Source organism: Corynebacterium sp. HMSC034E11 (assembly GCF_001835905.1).
Classification (GTDB): Bacteria; Actinomycetota; Actinomycetes; order Mycobacteriales; family Mycobacteriaceae; genus Corynebacterium; species Corynebacterium coyleae.
Window position 1 is genome coordinate 15,155 of record NZ_KV826406.1, and the last position, 22,937, is coordinate 38,091.

Here is a 22,937-nt window from a genome sequence, read left to right on the forward strand (position 1 = left end):
GTAGAGTAGCGCCACATGAATACATTGCTTGTCCTCCTGCACGTGGCCTCTGCCATTTTGCTGCTCGGCCCAGTTGTCGTTTCCGCCTCCATGTTCCCCCGCCAGGCTGAAGAAGCCCGTAACGGTGGCGAAGAAGCGATGGGTCGCGCGTCGGTGCTTTACCGCATCACGAAGACCTACGGCTTGCTATCCGCGCTTGTTCCGCTGCTCGGCGGCGTTGTCATGTTTGCAGATTGGGCGAGCTACAGCACCAACTACTGGCTGCACTCGGCCATTATCCTGTCCGTGATCGCATGGGCGATCCTGCTGGCTATGGTGATCCCGCAGCAGCGCAAGATGCTGGGCACGATCGGTGCGCTCTCTCCTGATGAAGCCGATCCGACTGATGTCACCGAGGACTTTGAGAAGTCCAAGGCAAAGGCGAACGCTGGCGCCGGCGTGTTCAACGTGCTGTGGGTTCTGGTGCTTGTCCTGATGTTCCTGCCGACGGACCTGTTCTAAACCTCCTCGACACAAGCAATCGCCCCGCATCCGTACTGCGCGGATCCGGGGCGATTTTCATGTGCGCAGGTTAGAGAAACTGCATCGCAACAGGGACGGCGGCGATCAAGATAGAGACGATGATACCGATGATCTCACCGGTAGACAGCGAGCTACTGCTTGTCGACGACCCCTTCTCCCCCTGGACATCCTGCTGCGCACCCGGCTGGGTGCCTGCCTGGTTGTCCTGTTGGGCGCCTGGATGCCCAGGCACTGGGGCCGGGGCTGGCTTCGTTGGCAGATTCGGCACAGCAATCGGCGGGCGTGTAGTGCCTGGTGTTCCGGGGGTGCCCTCAAACATACTGGTGTCCAGCCCGCCTGCCTTGGCAAAATCAATCTGGAACTGACGATCCGACAGCGTCTCGCCGTCGTGGATAGACGCGGCCCAGCCCACCGGTTTGCCCGTTTGCCTCTTCCCGCCAATCACGATCGAAGGTGCTTTGGTCTCTCCTAGTGCCGCAGCCGACATCACGCCGAGGAAGCCCCGTCCCGGTACCCACACTGGCCCACCGGAATCGCCCTGCTGCCAGCCTTCGAGCTGCACGCCAAAGGATTCCGCAGACCATCCGGCAAACGTGCCGCACAAGATGTTGCGTGTGCCCATGTGGCTGGTTTCGCCGTGTGAGCAGACCTCGTCGCCGATCTTCACGTCGTCCTTGGCCAGCACCTTGTCGCCGGAATACGAGTTACCGGCAATCGCCACACCGGCGTCCCATTCGATCCAACCCCAGTCGTTGTAAGGCAGGCGGGTGAAGTTCTTCGACGGGTGGAACGTGCCCATCTCTTCGCTAAATTCCATGGTCGCGCGGTCCATGAGGGACACACGCGCGCCCTCGCTGCCGCAGTGTGCAGCGGTGTAGCTCTTTCGGTTCGCCACATCGTTATAGCCGATGGTGCAGGCCCCGTGGCCCTCGATGTAGATGGCTTTGCCTTGCTCGACAACGGACGGCGTTGCCGCGGTTGCAACCGCTGGGCTCAGCACCAGCGCGGCTGCACCAGCGGCGGCTACGAGGCTACGGATCTCGGTGTTCACAGTGGCGGCGAATCCCAATTTTCTCATTTGTATGGCTTTCCTAGGGCACGGGTGACGCGCCTTAGATTACCTGCTCACACCGCAGCGCGCAGGCAAATTCCACGTTCAATCGCGCGGCGACACACCTAGCTGTAGTGCAGCGACGCAGGGCCATGGAAGCCAAGCCCGGTGAACAGGCGCAGGATGGTATCGATAACTGCCCGGATCCCCTCAGCGACAGGACCAGTCAGCCCCGGTAGGAACGTGTTCTGCGCCCACAGTCCGACAAGGCGCGCATCTGGTACCGGCGGACCGTCCTGCGGCACGACGCCGACGACGAAGTTCTTGCCTTGCACGAGCGGCAACTGACGCGAGGTCCACATGCTGGAAACCACTCCAACGAAACCACGACCGGGCACCCACATCGGCCCGCCCGAATCACCGGGGCGAGTCAAAGGTGCGTTAAGGAGAAACGTGTTATCCGCCGACCCGCCAAAAGAACCGCAGGTGCGTCCACCACCCGCATGCGAGGTTCGACCGAAGTAGCACACGGTCTCTCCCATTCGAATGTCGTTGGGGTGCACCCAGGCATCGCCTGTGATGCGGTTGCCGTCAAGGCGCACACCTGGATCCCACTGGATTGCAGCCCAGTCGTTACCCAGGTGGCCGTCGTACGCCCGCGAACGGTACAAGGTGCCCACTGCCCCGCTGCGTGCATTGGTAGCGGGGTCGACGATTTCCACCCGTGCTCCGTTCCGTCCGCAGTGCGCCGCAACAAAACTGCGGTGACGTGCCGGATCGTTGTAACCCACCGTGCACACACCGGTGCCATGCACCACTACAGATCCACCCTGCGTGACAGTGCGGGTTTGCGCTGACGCCTCCACTGGAAGCACCCCAACCCCAGCGACGAGCGCAATCACGAATGCAGCGATGGTGGACAACAGGCGCGGTTGAAGCATGAAGGCGTGCTCTCTTTACAAACAAAACGGGGCCACCCCGGCCGGGCAAATGCTTTCCACACTGTACCCGGTTCCGAGATGGCCCCGTGTCGTTGACGCGCTAAGAACTAGTCGCGATATCCACCGCGATCCCGGTCGCCACGGCCACGGCCGCCGTAACCGCGGTCATCACGGTCGCGCCCGCCACGGTATCCACCGCGGTCACGGTCACCGCGGCCACGGCCGCCGTACCCACGATCGTCACGGTCGCGCCCACCGCGGTAGCCGCCACGGCCACGTCCGCCACGATCACGCGGCGGTGCACCATGGTCACGCTGGATGTTGATCAGCTGACCGGAAATGCGGGTGTCCTCCAGACGGTCCAGTACAGCGCGGTCAAGGTTCTTCGGCAGTTCCACCAGAGTGAAGTCACCGCCGATGGTGATGCGACCGAAGTCCTTGGAGCTCAGGCCACCCTCGTTGGCCAGGGCACCCACGATCGCACCCGGGCGCACGTGCTGGCGCTTACCCACGTCGAGACGGTAGGTATCAAAGTTCTCGCTGTCACCACGACGACCACGACCACCACGCTCGCCACGATCAAATCGGTCACGGCCACGACGGTCGTCGCGGTCGAAACGATCGCGGTCACGACGATCACGACGGTCACGCTTGTCGCGCGGCGGCTCCTTCATCAGGAACTCGTCGCCAGCCAACGCCTGGGTAGCAAGCGCTGCGGCAATGTCATCCATCGGCACGTTGTTGGCCGCGGAGTACTCGCGCACCATGGTCTTGAAGATCTGCAGTTCAGAAGCCTCAAGCGACTCGGTGATGGAGTCCATGAACTTGGTCTTGCGGCTCTCGTTGACCTCGTCGACAGTCGGCAGTTCCATCTCTTCGATGGTCGCGTTGGTCACGCGCTCAATCGAGCGCAGCATGCGGCGCTCACGCGGAGTGACAAACAGGATTGCCTCGCCGGTACGGCCTGCACGGCCGGTGCGGCCGATGCGGTGGACGTACGACTCCGTGTCGTTCGGAATGTCGTAGTTAAGCACGTGAGAGATGCGCTCGACGTCCAGGCCGCGGGCTGCGACGTCGGTGGCCACGAGGATGTCCAGGCGGCCGTCGCGAAGCTGATCCACCGTGCGCTCGCGCTGCTGCTGCGGAATATCGCCGTTAATGGCAGCGGCGGAGAAACCGCGTGCGCGCAGCTTCTCTGCAACGTCCTCGGTCTCGTTCTTGGTGCGAACGAACACGATCATCGCTTCAAACTCGGTCACCTCAAGAATGCGAGTGATCGCGTCGAGCTTGTTGCGGTGCGCCGTAAACAGGTAGCGCTGGGTGATGTTCGTGTTGGTGCGGGTCTCCGACTTAACGGTGACCTCTTCCGGATTGTTCAGGTAGTCGCGCGAAATCTTGCGGATCGCCTTCGGCATCGTCGCCGAGAACAACGCAACCTGCTTCTCATCCGGAGTGTCCTCGAGAATGCGCTCAACATCCTCCTGGAAGCCCATGTTCAGCATCTCGTCTGCCTCGTCGAGCACGAGGAAACGCAGGTTGGAGATGTCCAGGGAGCCCTTCTCCAGGTGGTCAATAACGCGACCTGGCGTACCGACGATCACCTGTGCGCCACGGCGCAGCCCCGAGAGCTGAATGCCGTAGGCCTGGCCGCCGTAGATTGGCAGCACGTTGATGCCGCCCAGGTGATCGGCAAACGATTGGAAGGAGTCCGACACCTGCAGTGCCAGTTCACGCGTCGGGGCGAGCACAAGTGCCTGCGGGTGACGCTTCTTGGGATCAATTTGGGACAGCACCGGCAGCGCGAATGCTGCGGTCTTACCCGTACCCGTCTGTGCCAGGCCGACGACGTCGCGGCCTTCCATCAGCAGCGGGATGGTCTGTGCCTGAATCGGCGAGGGCTGCTCGAAACCGACGCGCTTGACGGCCTCCACAACCTTGTCTGGCAGGCCGAGGGTTTCAAAGCCGTTCTCCGGCTTTACCTCTTCTGCCTTTTCCTCTGCGGTATCTGCAGCGTTATCGCCGTTGTCGGACTCTTCGTCCGCATCCGCGATCTTTACCACGTTGTCTTCAATTTCAATGGCCGCTTCATCTTGTGCGGCGCCGGTTACCTCAGAAATCTCCGCATCCCTGGTGTCCTCTACTACGGCCTCAACAATCTCGGCCGCGACATCCTGCGGGTTTTCCTGATTTTCCGACACATTCTTATCCGGCTCGTTCTCGCCGCCGGTGGCGTTTTCGGAAATGCTCATCGCCTGCCAACACTACGGCATTACCCCCTCAATCTGCTATTTCAACGGTTTTTAAAGAATCAAACCCGCTTTTTCTCAGCAATCATTTAGTATCCAGCCATGACTTCTCCCCTCGCACTGACAGTGCTTGGCCTTGCCATCATCGTGGTGACGGTCGGCCTGCTCCTCAAAGGCAAAACCCATCCGATCGTCGCAATGACGCTGATCCCGATCGTCGGTGCGATACTCACCGGCGCAGGCGTTGCGGAGATTTCGGACTTCTACCTCGACGGACTCGACAGAGTCATGAAGGTCGTGGTGATGTTCATCTTCGCCATCATCTACTTCGGCATTCTTTCGGACGTCGGCCTGTTCGAACCAGTGATTAAGGCGTTGATCCGCGCGACTCGCGGCAAGCCGATTTTGGTCACAATCGGCACTGCTGCCATCGCGATCGTCGCGCACTTGGACGGCTCTGGCTCCACAACATTCCTGCTCACCATCCCCGCGTTGCTGCCGCTCTACGAGGCGATGCGTATGTCGCGCTACGTCCTGCTCACGCTCGTCGCTCTGTCGGCGTCGGTGATGAACATGCTGCCGTGGGGTGGCCCGGTTGGCCGCGCAAGTTCCGTCATCGGCCCTTCCCCGAACGAGATCTGGGCCCACCTCTTGCCGGTCCAGGGTGTGGCCATTGTCCTCGTGTTCGTCGTTGCCGCGATCTTCGGTGTGATCGAGCAGCGTCGTACTGCCAAGCAGGCTGGCGACCACCAGTTGGTCGATGTTCATGCGGTTGCAGAAGACTTTTCTCGTCGCCAAGCAGAAGAGCGTGCAAAGTTGGAGTTCACCCAGCGCGGCGGCACGTGGGTGACGTGGGCAAACACCCTGATCACACTCGCACTCATCGGCGTGCTGGTTGCTGGTTTGGCATCGCCAGCATCCGCGTTCCTCGTCGGCACCGCGCTGCTCATGGCGCTAAACTTCCCGTCGCTCGACGATCAGAGCGATGCTTTGCGACGACACGCCCCCACCGCCCTCTCCATGGCCGGCGTCATCCTCGCTGCCGCAATGTTCCTCGGCATCCTGGACGGCACTGGCATGCTCGAGCAGATCGCCCTGTCGTTGATCGCCATCCTGCCGGCGTCCGTCGGCCCGTACATCCACGTGATCATCGGCCTGCTCGGCGTGCCGCTGGATCTGGCAACGTCGACGGACGCGTACTACTTCTCTGTGCTGCCGATCGTGCAGCAAACCGCAGAGGCGTTCGGCGTCTCCGGTATGGGTGCAGCGTCTGCCATGATCGTGGGTAACGTCATCGGCACCTTCGTCAGCCCCTTCTCCCCTGCACTGTGGCTCGCGCTCGGCCTGGCACGTGCGGAGATGGGCAAGTACCTGCGCATCGCCTTCCCGATCTGCTGGGTGTTCTCGGTGATTTTGGTGCTCGGTTCCTGGGCGGTGGGCGTCTTCGCCTAATAGGGTCGTGTGCATGAACACACAACGCGCAACGCCTGCAGCAGCCCTCGCCGCTGCTTTTGTTGCCTCACTGGCGCTTTCTGCATGCTCCACCAGCGACGACGTCCAGGAGGCGGAACTGAACGAATCTTCAGTGGACCCCTCCGCACAAGCAACAGAAGCTGCCCTCGTCGAGCGTGATCCCGCCGACTTCACAGAAGGCGGCGAGTACCCGGCGTACGTCGTGGAGTTCGACTCCAAAACCACCTGTTCGTACTTCCCCGCCGGCGGAGATGACGACGGGTATCTGGGGTGCGTAATCGCACCGGCTGGGCAGATGCCGCCCTTAGACATTGACAACAGCCAGGGCACTCCCGTTGACCGGTTGATGTGGGTGTCAGAGATTGGCTTTGCCACGACCCACGATGTCGGCGGCGGTGACGCACAACCCGTGGGCGACGTGCTTCACCCCGGTGAACAGGTGACCATCAGCTATTACACCTTCACCCACGGGGCCGACGGCACAATTCGCGGCGAGCGCGACAACTCCTGGTTTGAGATCTCCCCCGACGGGCAATACTCCTCCGACCACTTCACACCAGGGGCGTAATTCCCTATGAGCACCACGTGGTGTTCCTAAACTAGGCGGTATGCAGTTTTCCCGCGCACACCGCACCACATCGATTCTCGCCGCAGTACTCGTCACCGCCGCAACCTTGACCGGTTGCGGCGATAGCTCTGAGCAGGCCCTGCCTGAGCCAACCGTTTCGGATTCGGCACAAGACACCGAATCCACGACGACCGCTTCCGACGCACCGGAAACGTCGGCCGAGGACACTCAAGACAACTACACGGATGTCGATCCTTCGCGGTTCGAACACAATGTTGTTGGGCTCGACTCAGGGGTGTTCGGGTGTCGGATCGGCAGGAACCCGGATGACACTCCAGTGTTCTGCCAGGCCGCGTTCGTCGATCCGATTCCTCCCGTAGAGCACACCGGTGGCGATCCGAACACCAAAATCCCCAATGTCATTTGGTACAAGCCGGACCGCGGTGGATTCATCACCGCAGTCTCTCCCGGCTCCCAGGGTTACGACATCCAGCCGAACCATCTCAACGAAGGCGAGCGTGTCACGATCAATGACGTCGTGATCACCAACCTCAACGGTGGCGGTGTCCGCGTCGAGTATGGCAACGACACCTTCGAGGTCCACGACGGCGTGTACTCCCGCCCGGGCAAGACCCAGAGCATCACCGAAGAACACACGGTGGCAAAGGGCGAACAGTGCGGCACCTCCGACATTCTTGGCACTGAGATGGGCGTGTACGCCCTGGAGGACAACACCACGTGCGATGTCGCAATGATGACGCTTGAGGGATACAAGGAAGCCGCTAAGAATGGTGAGCTTCAAGGCAGCGTGACCGCATGGACGAATGAGAAGAACGGCTGGGGTTGCATTGGCCGTTACCGACTTGGCGACGACGAGGACCTTCCCGAAAACCGCAGAACCGCCTGCACAGATTCGCAGATGAACGGCGCTAAAGCGTTCGAGGGCTCAGGCGGCGTGATCCTGCTCGACCCGTCCGAAGCACACCGTCTGAAAAATTAATTTCGCATTTCCGCCCCAAACTCAAGACAGCCGTGTTATGGTTCTCTTCGTGATGAACCGCAACGCATTTTCCGCCACGGCCGACCAGGCCGTCGCTTTCGCGTTGTCGAATACCCAGCCGGCCCGCCTGCATCATCATCTGTAGCGCGGTGTCGGCCGACTTTTCGCCCCTGCGCTAACTGCTCTTCGCAGCAAAGCGCGGGGGATTTTTCGTTAGCGTCAAGGATTCGTCGGAACACGCCGCGCACCCGGAGACCCTCCCCCGCGGCGAGCCCCCAATCACTGTGCCACCGCCGGATGGTCAAACCGGGAAGAGACAGCCCAGCCAGGGCATTGTCATCACCAATATTTTCCCGAAGCGATTCGATTCGCACATTGTCATTTGAAAGAGCACAGTTAATGTCCACCATGACTGCACCTACGCAACAAGACACTCCCAAACCGAAAATGCCGGGCCTAACGGCCCGCCACATCCACTTCATCGCTCTGGGCTCAGCGATTGGTACCGGCCTGTTCTACGGTTCCGCCGGCGCAATCCAGGCGGCTGGTCCTTCTGTGCTCCTCGTCTACCTCCTGGGTGGCGCGGTGATGTACTTCATCCTCCGAGCTCTCGGCGAGATGAGTGTGCGTCACCCAGTGCGTGGCTCCTTCGCGGTGTACTGCCGCGAGTACCTGGGTGGCCTCGGCGGCTACATCACCGGTTGGATGTTTGCCTTCGAGATGATGATCGTGTGTCTGGCTGACTTAACGGCAATCACGATCTATATGAAGTTCTGGTTCCCCACAACACCAGCATGGGTCTGGATCACCGTCACACTGCTGATCATCAGTGCAGCTAACCTTGCCGCTGTCCGCCTGTTTGGCGAGCTTGAGTTCATGCTCACCCTGATCAAGGTCGGTGCCGTGATCGCGATGATTGTCGGCGGTGCCGCAATTTTGATCTTCAACCTCGGTGAGTCCCCGGAGGCAATGGGCATTGACAACCTCTGGAACGACGGTGGTTTCTTCGCTAACGGCTTCTCCGGCATGGCAGCTTCCTTCATCCTCGTCCTCTTCGCCTTCGGTGGTACTGAGATCATCGGTGTCGCAGGTGCTGAGGCTGAGGATCCGGACCGCTCTATCCCGAAGGCAGTCAACACTGTCCCGATGCGCATCCTGATCTTCTACGTACTGTCCATTCTGGTCATCTTGATGATCAACCCGTGGCGCACGATTAACGGTGATGATTCCCCGTTCGTTCAGATCTTCGACACTCTCGGCGTGAGCTGGGCCGCAGCTCTGCTGAACGTGGTTGTGCTCAGCGCTTCCCTGTCGGCGATTAACGCTGACTTGTTCTCCACCGGTCGTGTGCTTGCAGGTCTGGCCAAGGAAAACCTGGCGCCGAAGTCCATGGCAAAGACCTACCGCGATGTTCCGGTGATGACTGTGGCCATGCTTATCGTCGCCCTGATCGTCGGTGTGTACCTGAACCAGCGTTACCCGGACATCTTCGGCACCATTGCAGCACTTGCAACCTTTGCCACCATCTTCGTCTGGTTGATGATTCTGATCGCACACATCGCTTCCCGCCGCGAGATGACCGCCCAAGAGGTCAAGGCGTTGAAGTTCCCGGTTCCGTTCTGGCCGTACGGTCAGTGGTTCGCGGTAGCCTTCATCCTCTTCACCTTCGGCACCATGGTGTGGCTGCCTGACTACCACGTTGCACTCGCCGTCGGTGTGGGCTTCCTGATCGTGATGACCATCCTGTACTTCGTCACCGGTCGTCCACAGGCTGTCGCCGAGACTGAATATGAGTACGAGGCGAAGTAGTACGTACCTCGCCTCCGGCGGCTAGCCCCGCCTTGCCTTGATGGCCTCCCCGTGTGCGGGGAGGCCTTCTTCGTCTGCAAGGGTGATCACGGCATCTGCGACCTCTTCCAGTGCCTCAGCGGAGTACTCGACGATGTTCATCGGTTTGAGGAAGGTGTGCGTGCTCAACCCCGCGGCAAACCTTGCGGTACCTGACGTTGGCAGCACGTGGTTCGAACCTGCCGAGTAGTCCCCCAGTGGCACCGGCGAGTACGGGCCGACGAAGATGGCGCCGGCATTGTTGATCTCGCGCGCCACAGCCTGCGCATTCGCGGTGTGGATCTCCAGGTGCTCGGGCGCGTAGACGTTGGTCACGTGCACGGCAGTCTCGATGTCGTCCACAATCAAAATCCCGGACTGCGGGCCTTCCAGCGCGTCGCGCACGCGGTCAGCGTTGAGCGTGATGCCGTAGCGTTTCGCGATTTCCTTGTCGACGACCTCAGCCAGCTCCGGAGAATCCGTAATCAGAATCGACGCGGCCTGCTCGTCGTGCTCCGCCTGGGAGATCAGGTCGTAGGCGAGGTAGACGGGGTCGGCGGTGTCGTCGGCAATGATCGCGATCTCGCTCGGACCGGCTTCCGCGTCAATGCCAACTACGCCGTTGACCAGGCGCTTAGACGCTGCAACGAACACGTTGCCGGGGCCGGTGATCATGTCGACCGGCTCGAGGTCATCGTCACCGTAGGCCATCAGCGCCACCGCCTGTGCGCCGCCAACGGCCCAGACCTCGTCGATACCAAGCAGCGCACATGCGGCGAGGATCGTCGGGTGCGGCTGACCGTCAAAGTCTGCCTGCGGCGGGGTGCACACCACCATGGACTCCACGCCCGCTTCCTGGGCCGGAATCGCGTTCATCAGCACGCTCGACGGGTACACCGCCTTGCCGCCGGGCACGTATAGGCCAACGCGGCGCACGGGGCGGAACACCTCGGTGACAACCGCGCCCGGGGCAAGTTCGGTGGTGCGCTCGGCGGGCTTTTGCTCCGCGTGCACCTGACGGATCCTCGCAATCGAGGTCTCCAGCGCCGCACGAACGTCCGCATCCAGACCATCCAACGTGGCACGCATGGCCTCCGCAGCAACGCGAACCGTGTCTGGGCGCACGCCGTCGAAGCGCTCCCCGTATTCGAGTGCGGCCTCGGCACCGCGGTGCCGGACGTCGTCGACAATCGGCGCGACCTGCTCAGCAGCGGAGCTCACATCAGTACCCGCCCGAGGAAGAATTGCACGCAGTTCTCGTACCGAGGTCTCTCGCCCTCGCAGGTCTGTCACGTTTAGCATGATGCTCCTTTGATTGTCTTGGACATCAATAGATGTTATCCAGCATTCGCCCTTTAAAAAGCGGTTTACCGAAGTAACCTCGAAGCCACCAACCCACCCCGCTCCCCGTAATCAACACATGAAATGATTGGTCGTATGTTTGTTACCCACGGTTCGAAAGTTGTCCTCATCGGCGCCGGCGCTGTCGGAACCGCGTACGCCTACGCCATCTTGAACCAGGGTCTGGCAGATCATCTCGCCATCATCGACATCAACGAGGACCTCGCCTGGGCAGAGGTAGAAGACCTCAGCCACGCTATCCCGTTTTCTGGCCACCACATGGATGTCACGGTTGGCACCTACGAGGACTGCAAGGATGCTGCACTCGTGGTCAATTGCGCAGGCGTTGCACAGCGCGACGGCGAGACGCGTCTGGATCTTGTGGCGCGCAACGTGAAGATTTTCGAGTCCATCAACAAACAAGTCATGTCCGCCGGCTTCAACGGCATTTACGTTGTAGCCACCAACCCGGTAGATGTGCTGACCTACGTGTCCTGGAAGCAGACCGGCCTGCCGTCGAACCAGGTCATCGGCGCAGGCACCGTGCTGGATACGGCGCGTTGGCGCCACAACCTGGGCCAGTACTTCGACATCGCGCCCTCTGCGGTGCACACCCACATCATCGGCGAGCACGGCGACACCGAACTGCCGGTGTTGTCCTCCGGCTCCATCGGTGGCGTTCCCCTCCCCGCGCTGCTTAAGACGGAGGCCGCCCGCAACCCGGATATTTACAAACAGATCGACGAAATGTTTGTGCGAACCCGCGACGCCGCCTACGACATCATCAGACGCAAAGGCAACACGTCCTTCGGCGTCGGCAACGCGCTCGCCCGCATCACGCGCGCAATCCTGCGCAACGAGGACGTCGTCCTGCCGGTCTCCGCGCTTCTCGAGGGCGAGTACGGCCTCAACGACATCTACATCGGCACCCCAACCGTGCTCAACCGCAGCGGCGTGCGCAACGTCGTCGAGCTCCGTCTCGACGACACCGAGACCGCCAAATTCCACCACTCCGCCCAAACCCTGCGCGACGTCATCGACAAGGCAGAGATCTGAGAGCATTTGCGTATCGACGACCCCACGTCGACACTCTGTTTAAACTGACCCCATGGTGAAAACGATCGAGGTCGTCGGTGCGGTCATCGCCCAAGATGGCCGCATTTTCGCTGCCAAGCGCGGAAAAGGTAAATCCATGGCGGGTTTCTGGGAGTTTCCTGGCGGCAAGATTGAGCCCGGCGAGAGCCCTCAAGCAGCACTTGCACGCGAACTTAAGGAAGAGCTCCGGATCGAAGCGGAAGTCGGCGAGTTTGTTGTGACTACCAGGCATGACACTGGTGATGTTGTTGTGGAACTGTCTACCTACATCTGCGAGCTCGTCTCCGGAACACCCATACTCACCGAGCACGAAGAGGTCCGCTGGGTTGCGGCCAACAAGCTCTCAGACCTCACCTGGGCGCCTGCAGACATTCCAACTGTCGAGCTACTGGCAGAAAGGTTTGGGTAGAGCACCAATGCCTATCGACGACGCCTCGCTTCCCCTCGGCGCATATGAGACCCCCGTAACCAAGCGCATTCTTGAGCGGCTCGCTGCTACGGAAGCAGAACATGGTTTTCAGCGCCCCGCATTGGAGGACGCCACAGATCAGCACCGCGAACGCTATACCGACGCCATCACTCGGGTTCTCGCAGATCATCTGACACAGAAGCTTTTGAATACTCGCGAGCCGCTGCAACGCGTCGAACTGATTAACACGCTTGCGGAACTCATCGACCCCGATGATGCGATTGAGTCAGAGACACTGCTCCACGCGGTGTACGAGGCGTCGCTCGGTGAGCCTCCGCGCTTCCAACCAACATCACTGACAGGTGCTTCTCTGCTCACGAACGCCAGTAGTGATCTCAGCATGGCGGCAGAAATTAAACGCGAGATCCGAACCGCCGACAGCGTCGACCTACTCTGCGCGTTTATCAAAAACTCCGGCATCGCAGTCATCCGTGACCAGCTCGAGTACCTCCGCGACAACAACATTCCGTTGCGCGTGATCACATCGACCTACTGCGGCGCATCCGATATCGAGGCGATTAACCGGCTTGTCGAAGAGTTCGGTGCCGAAGTCAAGGTGGGCTATGAGTCACGCGATACGCGACTGCATGCCAAGGCCTGGTTGTTCAGTCGTAATTCAGGCTTCGACACCGCATATATCGGCAGCTCAAACCTGTCCAACTCTGCGCTCATCGATGGCGTGGAGTGGAACGTCCGCGCATCGCGAACCTCCACGCCTGAGATCCTGCGCAAGTTCGAGGCAGTCTTTGAGACGTATTGGAACGACAAGCACTACGCAACCTACGAGCCGAAGGCTGACCACGACCGGCTTTTCGAAGCCCTCAAGCGCGAACGTTTTGGCACTACCCCATCCGACCGCATTGAGCTCTCCGGCCTTGAGGTGCAGCCTTGGCCGTACCAACAGGCAATGCTTGAGGCACTGGAGGCAGAGCGCGACGTACATGACCGTCACCGAAACCTTCTCATCGCAGCAACTGGCACTGGAAAGACCGTTGTTGCGGCGTTGGATTACAAGGGGTTGGCTGCGGCGTCGAAAAGCAAGCCTTCGCTCCTTTTCGTCGCGCATCAGCGCGAATTGTTACGACAGGCGATGCGCACGTACCGGGAGGTACTTCGCGACAATAACTTTGGCGAACTGTTTGATGGAACGCACACGCCACGGCAGGGCACACACATCTTTGCCACTATCCAAACGCTGCATAAACACGTGGAAAGCTTCCCTCCTGAGAAGTTCGACGTGGTGGCTATCGACGAGTTCCACCACGCCGAAGCCTCCACATACAAAAAAGGTGCTCGACTACCTCAAGCCGAAGGAACTCCTCGGTCTTACCGCCACACCCGAGCGCGGCGACGGCGTCAACGTCCAGCGTTTCTTCGACTATCGCGTCGCCTACGAACTGCGTCTCTGGGATGCACTGCAACTCGGCCTCGTGGCACCAATGCACTACTTCGGCATCAACGACGAGACGGACCTCCGAAGCGTGAAATGGTCGCGCTCAAGCCGCGCTTACGACACCGCTTCACTGAGCGAGTTTTACGTTCGGCTTGGAGATTCCCGCGTAAAACTCATCCTCAGCGAACTCCAAAAACGTGTGTTCGACCTCGCGGAGCTCAAGGCTCTCGGCTTCTGCGTCAGCATCGATCACGCACGATTCATGGCGGAACGGTTTAACCATTTTGGTATTCCGGCTGCAGCCGTTACTTCAAAGACACCACAAATTGACCGTGACCAGGCTATCCAACGCCTCCGCGACGGCGAGCTCAAAGTGCTGTTCACCGTCGACCTGTTTAACGAGGGTGTCGACATCCCCGAGCTCAACACCTTGTTGCTGCTGCGCCCGACTGAGAGCCCGATCATCTTCCTCCAACAGCTCGGCCGCGGCTTGCGCAAGATGCCAGGCAAGGTGTGTACCGTCCTGGACTTCATCGGCGAACAACACACAAACTTCGACTTTGAACGCAGGTATGCAGCGCTCACCGGTCGGCGTGGCAAACGCTTAAAGACGGAGATTGAGCAAGAGTTTCCCTCCCTTCCTGGTGGCACCCATATTCAACTCGACCGAGTCACACAAGAACGGGTACTTCAAAACGTCAAGCGTGTTGCAGGCAATTCAATCGTCAAGATCCGTGAGCTTGTACAGCAAGAAGCGACGACGGATCTTTCGTCATTCCTAGCTAACACTGGTCTTTCACTCGAAGATCTCTACCGCAACCGGGCCGACGGTGGATGGACACGGTTGTTGCGGAGCCAAGATCTTCTCCCTGTCCCCGAAACAGTTCCCGAGCGCGAAGAATTTTTCCTCACTCGGATTCGCTCAATGTTGCACGTCAACGACCCGCTTCGAGCAGAACGATACCTTGCCATTGTGGATGCGAACGGGCCGACGTACGACGCAATGTCGCCTGAGGACCAGACGTTTACCCGCATGTTGGTCACGATGATTTGGGCAAACCAATCGGGAGTCCAACCACCGGAGACTTTCGACGACGCACTGTCAGCTATCCGAAGCGTCCCTTCCTTTAGGAATGAACTTCAGCAGATTTTCGACTACCGCCTTGACCAATCACGCGTGACTCCAAAACCCGTTACTGGCCCCGACGCACCTGTGCTGTTCACCCACGCGGACTACTCCACCGCTGAGCTGACTGCTGCTGTACGTACCGCTCCCCTGAAGAAGCTTCTCCATTTGCCGCGCGAAGGTGTGTACCACGCCACCGAATCCGATCTGGACCTGTTCTTCGTCACTCTTTCCAAGAACGAAGCGGACTTCTCCGAAACCACCCGCTACGCCGACTACCCAATATCTCCTGATCTGTTCCAGTGGGAATCACAGTCGACGACGAAGCTGGATTCAAAGGACGGCCAGCGATACATCCATCACTTGGAGAACAACCACTCGATCTACCTGTGCGTACGCAACACACGCCTCAACGCCGCTGGAGTTGCAAGCGCCTTCACGCTCCTTGGCAACGTGTCACACGTACGACACTCCGGCGAAAAACCGATTCGCTTCGAATGGCAGCTACACAGGCCGATGCCTGCAGAGCTGTATGAACAAGGACGCGCAGTGGTGTAAAAGGCACCCGCATTAGTGCCATAATCGAGATCATGTCTCTGCACTTGATGCGCACAGCCACGATTATCACTTCGCTAGGCCTGGCCCTAACCGCTTGTTCGAGCGAGCCGGAGGACCTTCCCGAGCCTTCCGTTTCTGCTTCAAATTCAGCGGTGGAAAATACCTCACCTGAGGCAGAAGCAGAACAGACCTACACGGATGTACCGGCTGAGACATTCAAGGTGGACCCCCTCGCGTATGCCTTCTTCGGTGCGGCCTCCTCCGAACGTGGATGTGTAGTTCCGACCCGCGAAGAAGCCCAAAACGGGCCAGTCTTCGAATGTAAGATTCGACTCGACGCATCTGAACCTGCATTAGCTGACCTCGGCAATCCCGAGGAAGGCAATATCGCCACCTCAGTGCGCTACGACCCGGTAATCGGCTTCTACACGTTTAGCTCGAAAACAGATCCGTTCGCGATGGACGCTCCCCAGCTCAACCCTGGTGAGCGCGTCACACTTACCGGGTTCACCTTCACTCGCGTGGATGAAGAAACGCTCATCGTGGAACGCGGTCTGAGCAAGATCACTATCAAAGACGGTGAGATCGTCCAGGCTAACCCCGACCCGGACCGCGAGGACTCCACTGATACTTCCGCTGCTGAAGGCACCCGGTGTGGAACCGTAACCGGTACCGAAGGTCCCGACCGTGCTGTCATCGCGCTAAAACAGGACACCGATTGCGTGGCGGCAATGGAAGTAGTCAACGACTACACATCGCCGAACCCAACAGGAGGCGGAGCAACAAGCACCAGTCTTGATTGGACCGCCCCAAACGGATGGGAGTGCGCCCGTGGACACCACCCGCCAGGGCAGCCGTGGAATAACATCAACACCCGTCCGGTGTGCAAGGGAGAAAGCGGCTCCGTTGTGATCATCGAAGAAGACTTGCTCTAACCACCGCATACTCCCCCACCTCCGCGGCGAAGCTGGTGTCGTGGCAGGTGAAGATCACTGCCTGGCCGCCTGCCAGCCCCGCTGCGATGAGGGCGTGGGCACGCTCGCGGGAGGGGATGTCGAGGCCGACGTCGGGCTCGTCGAGAAGCACAAGGTCGCGCCCCTGGGCGAACACCTGGGCGAGCTGTGCGAGCCGGAAGTGCGCTGACGGAAGATCCAACGGGTGGGTGTCTGGGTCGAGTCCTAAAGCGGCGACGGTGTCATCGTCGCCAATGAACCGTCCCACGGTGGATTCGGCGAGCTGGTCTGCGGCGCGCTGCAGTGCCAGCGACACGGTCAGACCGCGAGTCTGTTGCAGGCCCGGGTTGTCGTCCAGGCCGGCCATCGCGCGAAGGAGCGTTGTCTTGCCGGCGCCGTTGTCGCCACGTAGCCATACGGCCTCGCCGGGGCGGACGGTCAGGTGCACTGGCCCTGCGGTGAACGATCGTTCTGACGTGGTGCGGAACTGCCACCACTTGCGGGATGTTTCGCCGCGCGCTGCGGAGACTTCGCCGAGGTCGATTGGTTCACCAGTTGCTGTAACGCGGTCAGGCAACTGCAGGTCCGGATTTGATGGGACGTCCGGCTGGAGAACGCCACCGACAAGTCCGAGTGCGGCCGAGTCGATGTTGCGAAGCCGTGTGCCCAGGATGACCACCTTCGACGGCAGCGAAGCCAGCAGTTCGGTGATGCGGGTGCAGGAGGTTGGGTCGAGGCCGGCGAAGGGGTCGTCGAGAAGCACAATGCCCGGCTCGAGCACCGCAACGGCTGCGATGGCGAGGCGTCGCGTTTGGCCACCGGAAAGCTGCGCTGGGTTGCGCTCGGCGAGATCGCTCAGACCTGCGGCGAGAAGGATGCGCTCGCAACGCTTGCGCATCTCGTCGGCGGGGATGCCGCGCTGCTCGAGGCCAAGGGCGACTTCCTCGATGACGGTATCGCGAAGATACGACACGTGCGCGGTGGCGTCCTGTTGAACTACGGCGGCGTGATCCCACTCGCGGTGCACTTGCGCTGCCAAGGTGGTCAGTCCAGCGCCGGAGTTGCCGATCACCTGCACCGTGCGGTGCTCGTCGAGCGCCTGGGTGAGCAGTGTCAGATCCACAGCACAACCCCCAAACATGCAAGTGGGATGAGTACGCGGGCGGCGCGCTGGATGCGGCTGTCGTGGACTGAGCGCAGCACGGTGCGGGGGCCGGTGAGATCGTAGCCTGCAGTCTCTAGGGCTTGGCCGCGGGCGCCGGCTTGGGTGAGTAACTCAGTAAGCACCGGCATGATCAGGTTCGGGACCACGGTTTTTACGGTGATGCGCTCGCCTTTGAGCCGGTTGGCGTCGCGAACGATCCGGGCGCGGTGTGCACCTTGGGGGCCGAGTTGCAGTGTCGTGCCGGCGATGTATCCGATCCGGTTGCCACCCGGTGCTGCCTGCAGCGCCTTGGCCAGGTCCGGGGTGCGCGACCATGCGACGGCCGCGAGCAGGCTGGCAATCAGTGCGGTGAAGCGTGCGGCTAACTCCCCTGCTGTGGCAAGTCCGTCGCTAGTAAGCAGCGGCGCGATGCGATGCTCACCGTAGGGCGCGTGGATGAGCACCATGGATGCGGCAACCGGGGCGGCAAGCAACGCGGTGGCCGCAATGAGCGCGACGTTGCGGGTGCGCCACGTCCCCAGCACCATTGCCGCGGCCAGCACTGCGAGTGAAACTTCTGGCCGGTTCAGCCCGAGCACCAGAATCCAGCCCGACGCCCCGATGGCCAAAGCGGTCAACGGGTTCACACGGGTTGAAGGACTCAGACGGTCTGCCACGGAAGTGCTTTACGCCTCAGGTGTCGATGCTGGTGCGACAGGTTCTTGTGGCGCGAAGGCAGCCACGGTGCGCTTCGGCAGCGCCTTCACTGTGGCGTAGGCGATGAACAGGACAATGAGCTTATCCACCGGGTCAGAGATGAACGCCTGGGTGGTTACCGATGCGATCAGGGACCCACCCATTTCGCGGAACAGGCTCACCAGTGCGCCGGTGCCCACGCCGGCGGTGCCGCCGTAGACGTACGCAGCGACAGGGGCTGCGACCATGCCGCCAACAACGCCGAGCACAAGGCCAAAGCCGACCACGGTGCCAGGGTTACGGAACGCGTTGAAACGGTGGATGAACACACCGGCGAGCCAGCCGACCAAGGCCGCACCCGCAGCAAACGGCAAGGCAGCCGGGTTGACCAGACCCCACACCACGTTGTTCAGCGCGCCGGTGGCCATGCCCGCAACCGGGCCGGCCAGGGCTGCGACCAGCACGGTGCCCACGGAGTCGAGGTACAGCGGCAGACCAATCGAGCCGACGATCTCGCCGATGACGGAGTTGATGATGATCGCAATCGGAATCAGCCCGAGCGTGCGCGCCGGCAACACAGGGACGATGGCCACGAGTAGCAGCAGGGTGCCCACGCCGTAGCCCGCCAGCAACGTGATGCCAGGACCGGAGCCAGTGACCTGATCCCAGTCAGCGGGGCGGACAAGAACGAAGTAGAGCCAGGTCGCCGCGATAATCAGCGCGCCAAGGGCAACGAGAACGCGACGCAGCGGGGTCCACTGCGCCTTCTGCGAGTTTTGAGAAGTGGTGTGTGACATGGAACTTTCCGTAATTCTCACGGGCAAATGAACAATTGCGCCCCTGCCTATGTCACCTCGGCAGGAACGTTCAGATCAGGCAGTGTAGCAGTTAGTCGTCCGCTTTGAGGTGGCGCAGTTCCATAAGACTCGCGTCCCCCGCCGCCACACGTGCATGGATCTCACAGGCCCATTCGAAGGACTCCCACGCGGCCTCAATGTCCGCGTCGGTGACTAAGCGTGCGTTGGGTTCGCGCTCCCAAATGTCGCGCAGATCTGCCACAGAGGTGCCGCGGGTGAGGTCGGAATCGGCCTCGACGGCGATCGTCGTCAAGCAATGCTCAACGTCCACCGCACCAAGCGCGATGAGCACCGTGAGCAAGTCGTGGATCTGCGCACGATAGCCCTCCCCGACCTCCTCGTGGAACTCGAAGTAGAACCGCACAATGCCACCCAAGTGCTGGGCAATCGGGCTCGCGCCTAGCTTTGCGACGACCCCCTCCAACCGCTCAGGCTCAAGCACCATCTTCTCCGTCACACCCAGTGAACACAGCGTGATCGGGGTCGGTGTCATGTCGAACACATCGGCAGCCGCGTGCGGATCAACCCAGAAGTTCCACTCCCCCGTCGGCGTGGTGTTGCCCGGATAGTTCACCGCCCCGCCCATCACCGTGATGTGCTTCAGGCGCGCGAAATGCTGTGGGTGGGCGTGGGCGAAAAACGCCAAGTTGGTCATGGGACCGGTGATGATGAGGTGCAGATCGTCAGTACCGCGCTCAATCGCGTCGATCCACAGGGCTTCCCAGTCGTGCTCGACGTGACGCTGCGGCGCAGTGGCATAGCCCAGCCCCGTGTCGCCGTGGGTTTCTGGCGTGGTGGTCAGCTCCACCTCAAGCGGCGCCGGTACTCCAGCGGCGAGAGAGATAATCGGCAAACCGCACAACGACAGGATCCATGCGGCGTTCTTGGCACACTGGTCGGCGTCGACGTTGCCGGCAGTCGTGGTCACGCACTCAAGCTCATGGATGCCTGCCTGCGTGGCCGCGGTCAGCCAGATGAGGGCTAAGGTGTCGTCGATACCCGGGTCGCAGTCCAGAATTACTCTCATCGTGGCTCCTTCACCATCGTTTCCTTACCGATGATCAGCCACACCACAGCCGCCACCGCACACATTGCACCGCATACGCCGAACGCGGCAGTAAAGCCTGCGGTCTGCGCAATCGCACCGACAACCACAGGTGCGAAAATCTGGCCCGCATCCTGCGTCATCTGGAATGTGGATAACACCTTACCGCCGGAGCGTTCATTGCCAATGATGTCCGCCAACGCTGCCTGAATGGACGGGCTCATCGTGCCGGAAGCCACGCCGGCCAGCACCGACCAGATCATGAGCGGCCAGAAACTCGTCGCCGTGCCAAGCACCACCGTAAACACTGCAGACATTGCCATGCCCGCAAAGATCATCGGGCGCCTGCCAAAATGATCCGACATACGCCCGGAAAACTGCAGCATGATCGCCATGCCGAGCGCGAACGCCGTAAGCGCGAAACCAGCCGCTGCCCCGCCTTGCTCAAACACCGCGGCGGCAAAGAGCGGCAACACCGCCACGCGTGCACCCATATTCACAAACCCATTGGTAAACGCCGCGACCAGCAATCCCCTGTAGGTGGGCACCTTCCAGGCGCTCCGCAGCCGCATCGCGGGCTTCGCCTTCGGCAACGCCTTCGCACCTGGACGCGGCTGTGTAAGCCACGCGACGAGGCCGGCCGCAATCGCGACCGCCACGCCATAAATGGCAAACGGGATACGGAAACCCAAATACGACAACGCTGCGCCCACGATCGGACCGAACACATTGCCCACAAGAAATGCCGAAGCGTACAACGCGTTCGCGCGGCCACGGATCGAAGGATGCGTCACCCGCACAATCAGTGCCTGCGCCGACAACGTAAACATCGTCGAGCCGAAACCCGCGATGAACCGCAACGCAAGAATCTGCCAATACGCCTGGGCAAACGCCACGAAGAACGTGGAGACAGCCACAATGCTCAAGCCTGTGAGGTAGATCGGGCGCGAGCCCAGTTTGTCCACCAGCACACCCGCGCCGGGCGCACCAAGCAACCTGGCAAGAGCAAACACAGACACGACCGCACCTGCTGCGGCCATGGATACGTTGAAACTTCCCGCAAACTGCGGGAGAACCGGAGCGATTAACCCGTACCCGAGCGCAACAATGAAGGCGGCGCCCGTGAGCACCCAAATGGTGCGGGGTATCGACGGTTTCACCACCTTATTCGCACTCATAAACAGCAAGGTTACACAACGCGTCAAATAACCGTATCGCCCATATGTTCGAATACGTACCGGGTGGTGTCGGGGCCACTTTTAGTGTTTGAGCCATGAAGTTGAACGCAAAGAATGCCCTGTCCATGTTCCGCACCTCCCCCACTGTGGATGCCGATGCATACGCCAGTGCCGATTCCTTGGCTGCTGAAATCCGAGACCTCTTCCCCGAGAAGCTGCACGCCATCAACGCGATGATCCACCACCCGCGCTCGCTGTCTCGCCCGGCTGCGACCTGGCGGCCACCGGTGATATCGCTACCCCGGATAGACAACGGTCCGACGCTGTCGTTGGCGGTCACGCGGCGGCGTGTTGGCCCGCGCGCCCGCGCTCGTATTCAGGGATACGGGCAGCGCCACATTCCGGCCTACTTGATCGAACTGCGCGTGACCGATGCCGCGGGGGTTCCCGTGGACACGTTGCTTGCCGAGTCCTGGGTGCGCGCGGTCATCCCCGATGATGCTGCCCACACCGTCCACGAAATTCCGGGGGCGAAGGCAGCAAGTTACGTCTGGCTCGTCGACGGGGCGTTCACCCCGATCGAGTCGCCCTCCTCCATGTTCGAAGGACTCAGCGCGGCTTAGTCCTCGTCGTCCTCGTCGAAGTCTTCGTCGTCGAGATCCTCATCATCCTCATCATCGAGGTCCTCGTCGTAGTCTTCGTCGTCTTGGCCGAAGATGTCGTAGACGTCCGGCTCGTCAATCTCGTCGTCGACTGGAAGCAGCTGCGCCTCCCATTCCTCTGCCTGGTCGGCGGCGAGCGACAGCACGTCAAAGAGGCGGTCGAAGTCGGTGAAGCTGCCCAGCTCGAGCTTCTCTGCGTCGGCAACCGCCTCGTCATGGATGACGTCAAACAGACGTGCGCGGTCCTCCTCAGACAGTTCCGCATCGCCGTCGGACTCCCACAACTCGCCCTCGGCGTCCTCGATGACATCGTCGTAGTCATCCGGGAGTGCAACGAAGGTCACTGTGGCGCTCGGCACGCCGTTGACGGCTTCGACGACGACCTGCAACTCGGCATTCGCGCCCACTTCGGCGCGCACCTGCTGCGGGTTGACGTGGTCCTGGAAGAACTCGAGATCCCCAATGCGCTCGTCCGTGCTTTCCAGCAGGTCGCGCAGCACTGTTACCACCTGGTCGGTCGCCATGTGCTCAGCAACAGCAGCCACCGCTGCCTCCACGGAGAACACCACAGCGACTAAGACGGCCTCAAACTCATCGTCGTCCTCGTCCACGTCAGCCGCGGCGATGTACACGTTCGCTGCCGGCAGGTGCGGATCAATTTCCACAAACTGCAATTCCAACGCCGCAGACATGGGGACAAACATCGTGTCCCCGCCTACGCGCGACTCAATACCGTCGCGGTCCAACGCGGCCGCGATGTCCTCGAAAAAGCTCATGACAGTGGGTTCCTTC

Annotated in this window: 21 protein-coding genes; 11 read left to right on the forward strand and 10 right to left on the reverse strand. The window is 60.8% G+C overall.

The annotated features are described in order from the left end of the window. Positions 1 to 15: 15 nt before the first annotated feature. Positions 16 to 501, forward strand: a complete 486-nt coding sequence (locus HMPREF2690_RS07300) for a DUF2269 domain-containing protein (RefSeq protein WP_070820531.1) — start codon at positions 16 to 18, stop codon at positions 499 to 501. Positions 502 to 571: 70 nt separating this feature from the next. Here HMPREF2690_RS07300 and HMPREF2690_RS07305 read toward each other — a convergent pair whose 3' ends face one another. The 3 genes from HMPREF2690_RS07305 to HMPREF2690_RS07315 all read right to left on the reverse strand — a co-directional run bounded on the left by HMPREF2690_RS07305 (position 572) and on the right by HMPREF2690_RS07315 (position 4,763). Continuing rightward, the gene (locus HMPREF2690_RS07305; protein ID WP_141761215.1) at positions 572 to 1,600 is read right to left on the reverse strand and encodes a chymotrypsin family serine protease; all 1,029 of its coding nucleotides are present in this window, start codon (positions 1,598 to 1,600) and stop codon (positions 572 to 574) included. Positions 1,601 to 1,698: 98 nt separating this feature from the next. Beyond that, a complete protein-coding gene (locus HMPREF2690_RS07310; RefSeq protein ID WP_070820533.1) occupies positions 1,699 to 2,514 on the reverse strand; it encodes a chymotrypsin family serine protease in 816 nt (271 codons plus the stop codon). A 107-nt stretch (positions 2,515 to 2,621) separates the two neighbouring features. Next, the gene (locus HMPREF2690_RS07315) at positions 2,622 to 4,763 is read right to left on the reverse strand and encodes a DEAD/DEAH box helicase (protein WP_070820534.1); all 2,142 of its coding nucleotides are present in this window, start codon (positions 4,761 to 4,763) and stop codon (positions 2,622 to 2,624) included. A gap of 99 nt (positions 4,764 to 4,862) precedes the next feature. Here HMPREF2690_RS07315 and HMPREF2690_RS07320 point away from each other — a divergent pair, with 99 nt between their 5' ends. The 4 genes from HMPREF2690_RS07320 to HMPREF2690_RS07335 all read left to right on the forward strand — a co-directional run bounded on the left by HMPREF2690_RS07320 (position 4,863) and on the right by HMPREF2690_RS07335 (position 9,610). Further along, positions 4,863 to 6,212 carry a CitMHS family transporter gene (locus tag HMPREF2690_RS07320; RefSeq protein WP_070820535.1) on the forward strand — a complete coding sequence of 450 codons (1,350 nt, stop codon included), beginning with the start codon at positions 4,863 to 4,865 and terminating at the stop codon, positions 6,210 to 6,212. Positions 6,213 to 6,225: 13 nt separating this feature from the next. Next, the gene (locus tag HMPREF2690_RS07325) at positions 6,226 to 6,801 is read left to right on the forward strand and encodes a hypothetical protein (protein WP_070450187.1); all 576 of its coding nucleotides are present in this window, start codon (positions 6,226 to 6,228) and stop codon (positions 6,799 to 6,801) included. 40 nt (positions 6,802 to 6,841) lie between these two features. Further along, entirely contained in the window at positions 6,842 to 7,801 is a 960-nt protein-coding gene (locus tag HMPREF2690_RS07330) for a hypothetical protein (RefSeq protein WP_070820536.1), read from the forward strand. 399 nt (positions 7,802 to 8,200) lie between these two features. After that, complete coding sequence (locus HMPREF2690_RS07335; RefSeq protein ID WP_070820537.1) at positions 8,201 to 9,610, forward strand: amino acid permease; 1,410 nt, start codon at positions 8,201 to 8,203, stop codon at positions 9,608 to 9,610. Positions 9,611 to 9,631: 21 nt separating this feature from the next. On the opposite strand, the gene hisD is transcribed toward HMPREF2690_RS07335, so the two are convergent. Beyond that, complete coding sequence (gene hisD, locus HMPREF2690_RS07340) at positions 9,632 to 10,930, reverse strand: histidinol dehydrogenase (RefSeq protein WP_070820538.1); 1,299 nt, start codon at positions 10,928 to 10,930, stop codon at positions 9,632 to 9,634. A 135-nt stretch (positions 10,931 to 11,065) separates the two neighbouring features. On the opposite strand from hisD, the gene HMPREF2690_RS07345 reads away from it, so the two are divergent. From HMPREF2690_RS07345 to HMPREF2690_RS07360, 5 genes are read left to right on the forward strand one after another with little or no spacing between them, the layout of a single operon-like run. Next, entirely contained in the window at positions 11,066 to 12,025 is a 960-nt protein-coding gene (locus tag HMPREF2690_RS07345; protein WP_070820539.1) for an L-lactate dehydrogenase, read from the forward strand. Between the two features lie 52 nt (positions 12,026 to 12,077). Beyond that, positions 12,078 to 12,473, forward strand: coding sequence for a (deoxy)nucleoside triphosphate pyrophosphohydrolase (locus HMPREF2690_RS07350; protein WP_070820540.1), 396 nt, complete (start codon positions 12,078 to 12,080; stop codon positions 12,471 to 12,473). A 7-nt stretch (positions 12,474 to 12,480) separates the two neighbouring features. Next, the gene (locus HMPREF2690_RS12390; RefSeq protein WP_246819524.1) at positions 12,481 to 14,205 is read left to right on the forward strand and encodes a DEAD/DEAH box helicase family protein; all 1,725 of its coding nucleotides are present in this window, start codon (positions 12,481 to 12,483) and stop codon (positions 14,203 to 14,205) included. After that, the gene (locus HMPREF2690_RS12395) at positions 14,189 to 15,610 is read left to right on the forward strand and encodes a DUF3427 domain-containing protein (protein ID WP_246819525.1); all 1,422 of its coding nucleotides are present in this window, start codon (positions 14,189 to 14,191) and stop codon (positions 15,608 to 15,610) included. The genes HMPREF2690_RS12390 and HMPREF2690_RS12395 overlap by 17 nt, the downstream gene beginning before the upstream one ends. 32 nt (positions 15,611 to 15,642) lie before the next feature. Beyond that, positions 15,643 to 16,545, forward strand: a complete 903-nt coding sequence (locus HMPREF2690_RS07360; protein ID WP_141758917.1) for a hypothetical protein — start codon at positions 15,643 to 15,645, stop codon at positions 16,543 to 16,545. Here HMPREF2690_RS07360 and HMPREF2690_RS07365 read toward each other — a convergent pair. The 5 genes from HMPREF2690_RS07365 to HMPREF2690_RS07385 form a co-directional block, all read right to left on the reverse strand. Next, entirely contained in the window at positions 16,523 to 17,686 is a 1,164-nt protein-coding gene (locus HMPREF2690_RS07365; RefSeq protein ID WP_168167293.1) for an ATP-binding cassette domain-containing protein, read from the reverse strand. The genes HMPREF2690_RS07360 and HMPREF2690_RS07365 overlap by 23 nt on opposite strands. Beyond that, positions 17,677 to 18,384 carry an energy-coupling factor transporter transmembrane component T family protein gene (locus HMPREF2690_RS07370; RefSeq protein ID WP_246819526.1) on the reverse strand — a complete coding sequence of 236 codons (708 nt, stop codon included), beginning with the start codon at positions 18,382 to 18,384 and terminating at the stop codon, positions 17,677 to 17,679. Before HMPREF2690_RS07370 ends, HMPREF2690_RS07365 begins: the two co-directional genes overlap by 10 nt. A gap of 9 nt (positions 18,385 to 18,393) precedes the next feature. Continuing rightward, positions 18,394 to 19,200, reverse strand: a complete 807-nt coding sequence (locus HMPREF2690_RS07375) for a glycosyl transferase family 9 (protein WP_070421802.1) — start codon at positions 19,198 to 19,200, stop codon at positions 18,394 to 18,396. 91 nt (positions 19,201 to 19,291) lie between these two features. Next, positions 19,292 to 20,287 carry a nucleoside hydrolase gene (locus tag HMPREF2690_RS07380; RefSeq protein ID WP_070820542.1) on the reverse strand — a complete coding sequence of 332 codons (996 nt, stop codon included), beginning with the start codon at positions 20,285 to 20,287 and terminating at the stop codon, positions 19,292 to 19,294. After that, entirely contained in the window at positions 20,284 to 21,483 is a 1,200-nt protein-coding gene (locus tag HMPREF2690_RS07385; protein ID WP_070453095.1) for an MFS transporter, read from the reverse strand. The genes HMPREF2690_RS07380 and HMPREF2690_RS07385 overlap by 4 nt, the downstream gene beginning before the upstream one ends. A gap of 95 nt (positions 21,484 to 21,578) precedes the next feature. On the opposite strand from HMPREF2690_RS07385, the gene HMPREF2690_RS12190 reads away from it, so the two are divergent. Next, positions 21,579 to 22,106 (forward strand): hypothetical protein, encoded by a 528-nt coding sequence (locus HMPREF2690_RS12190; RefSeq protein ID WP_168161869.1) that lies wholly within the window; start codon positions 21,579 to 21,581, stop codon positions 22,104 to 22,106. Here HMPREF2690_RS12190 and HMPREF2690_RS07395 read toward each other — a convergent pair. Next, complete coding sequence (locus HMPREF2690_RS07395; protein WP_070615235.1) at positions 22,103 to 22,921, reverse strand: hypothetical protein; 819 nt, start codon at positions 22,919 to 22,921, stop codon at positions 22,103 to 22,105. The two genes, HMPREF2690_RS12190 and HMPREF2690_RS07395, sit on opposite strands and share 4 nt — an antisense overlap. Positions 22,922 to 22,937: the final 16 nt, after the last annotated feature.

Excerpts from the sequence above, each read along its gene's own strand:
- HMPREF2690_RS07315 (WP_070820534.1), bottom strand. The coding sequence starts at position 4,763 with ATGAGCATTTCCGAAAACGCCACCGGCGGCGAGAACGAGCCGGATAAG.
- HMPREF2690_RS12395 (WP_246819525.1), top strand. The coding sequence starts at position 14,189 with ATGGCGGAACGGTTTAACCATTTTGGTATTCCGGCTGCAGCCGTTACT.
- HMPREF2690_RS07310 (WP_070820533.1), bottom strand. The coding sequence starts at position 2,514 with ATGCTTCAACCGCGCCTGTTGTCCACCATCGCTGCATTCGTGATTGCG.
- HMPREF2690_RS07300 (WP_070820531.1), top strand. The coding sequence starts at position 16 with ATGAATACATTGCTTGTCCTCCTGCACGTGGCCTCTGCCATTTTGCTG.
- HMPREF2690_RS07380 (WP_070820542.1), bottom strand. The coding sequence starts at position 20,287 with ATGAGAGTAATTCTGGACTGCGACCCGGGTATCGACGACACCTTAGCC.
- HMPREF2690_RS07375 (WP_070421802.1), bottom strand. The coding sequence starts at position 19,200 with ATGTCACACACCACTTCTCAAAACTCGCAGAAGGCGCAGTGGACCCCG.
- HMPREF2690_RS07395 (WP_070615235.1), bottom strand. The coding sequence starts at position 22,921 with ATGAGCTTTTTCGAGGACATCGCGGCCGCGTTGGACCGCGACGGTATT.
- HMPREF2690_RS12390 (WP_246819524.1), top strand. The coding sequence starts at position 12,481 with ATGCCTATCGACGACGCCTCGCTTCCCCTCGGCGCATATGAGACCCCC.
- HMPREF2690_RS07360 (WP_141758917.1), top strand. The coding sequence starts at position 15,643 with ATGTCTCTGCACTTGATGCGCACAGCCACGATTATCACTTCGCTAGGC.
- HMPREF2690_RS07335 (WP_070820537.1), top strand. The coding sequence starts at position 8,201 with ATGTCCACCATGACTGCACCTACGCAACAAGACACTCCCAAACCGAAA.
- HMPREF2690_RS07325 (WP_070450187.1), top strand. The coding sequence starts at position 6,226 with ATGAACACACAACGCGCAACGCCTGCAGCAGCCCTCGCCGCTGCTTTT.
- HMPREF2690_RS07345 (WP_070820539.1), top strand. The coding sequence starts at position 11,066 with ATGTTTGTTACCCACGGTTCGAAAGTTGTCCTCATCGGCGCCGGCGCT.
- HMPREF2690_RS07320 (WP_070820535.1), top strand. The coding sequence starts at position 4,863 with ATGACTTCTCCCCTCGCACTGACAGTGCTTGGCCTTGCCATCATCGTG.
- HMPREF2690_RS12190 (WP_168161869.1), top strand. The coding sequence starts at position 21,579 with ATGAAGTTGAACGCAAAGAATGCCCTGTCCATGTTCCGCACCTCCCCC.
- HMPREF2690_RS07350 (WP_070820540.1), top strand. The coding sequence starts at position 12,078 with ATGGTGAAAACGATCGAGGTCGTCGGTGCGGTCATCGCCCAAGATGGC.
- HMPREF2690_RS07385 (WP_070453095.1), bottom strand. The coding sequence starts at position 21,483 with ATGAGTGCGAATAAGGTGGTGAAACCGTCGATACCCCGCACCATTTGG.
- HMPREF2690_RS07330 (WP_070820536.1), top strand. The coding sequence starts at position 6,842 with ATGCAGTTTTCCCGCGCACACCGCACCACATCGATTCTCGCCGCAGTA.
- hisD (WP_070820538.1), bottom strand. The coding sequence starts at position 10,930 with ATGCTAAACGTGACAGACCTGCGAGGGCGAGAGACCTCGGTACGAGAA.
- HMPREF2690_RS07305 (WP_141761215.1), bottom strand. The coding sequence starts at position 1,600 with ATGAGAAAATTGGGATTCGCCGCCACTGTGAACACCGAGATCCGTAGC.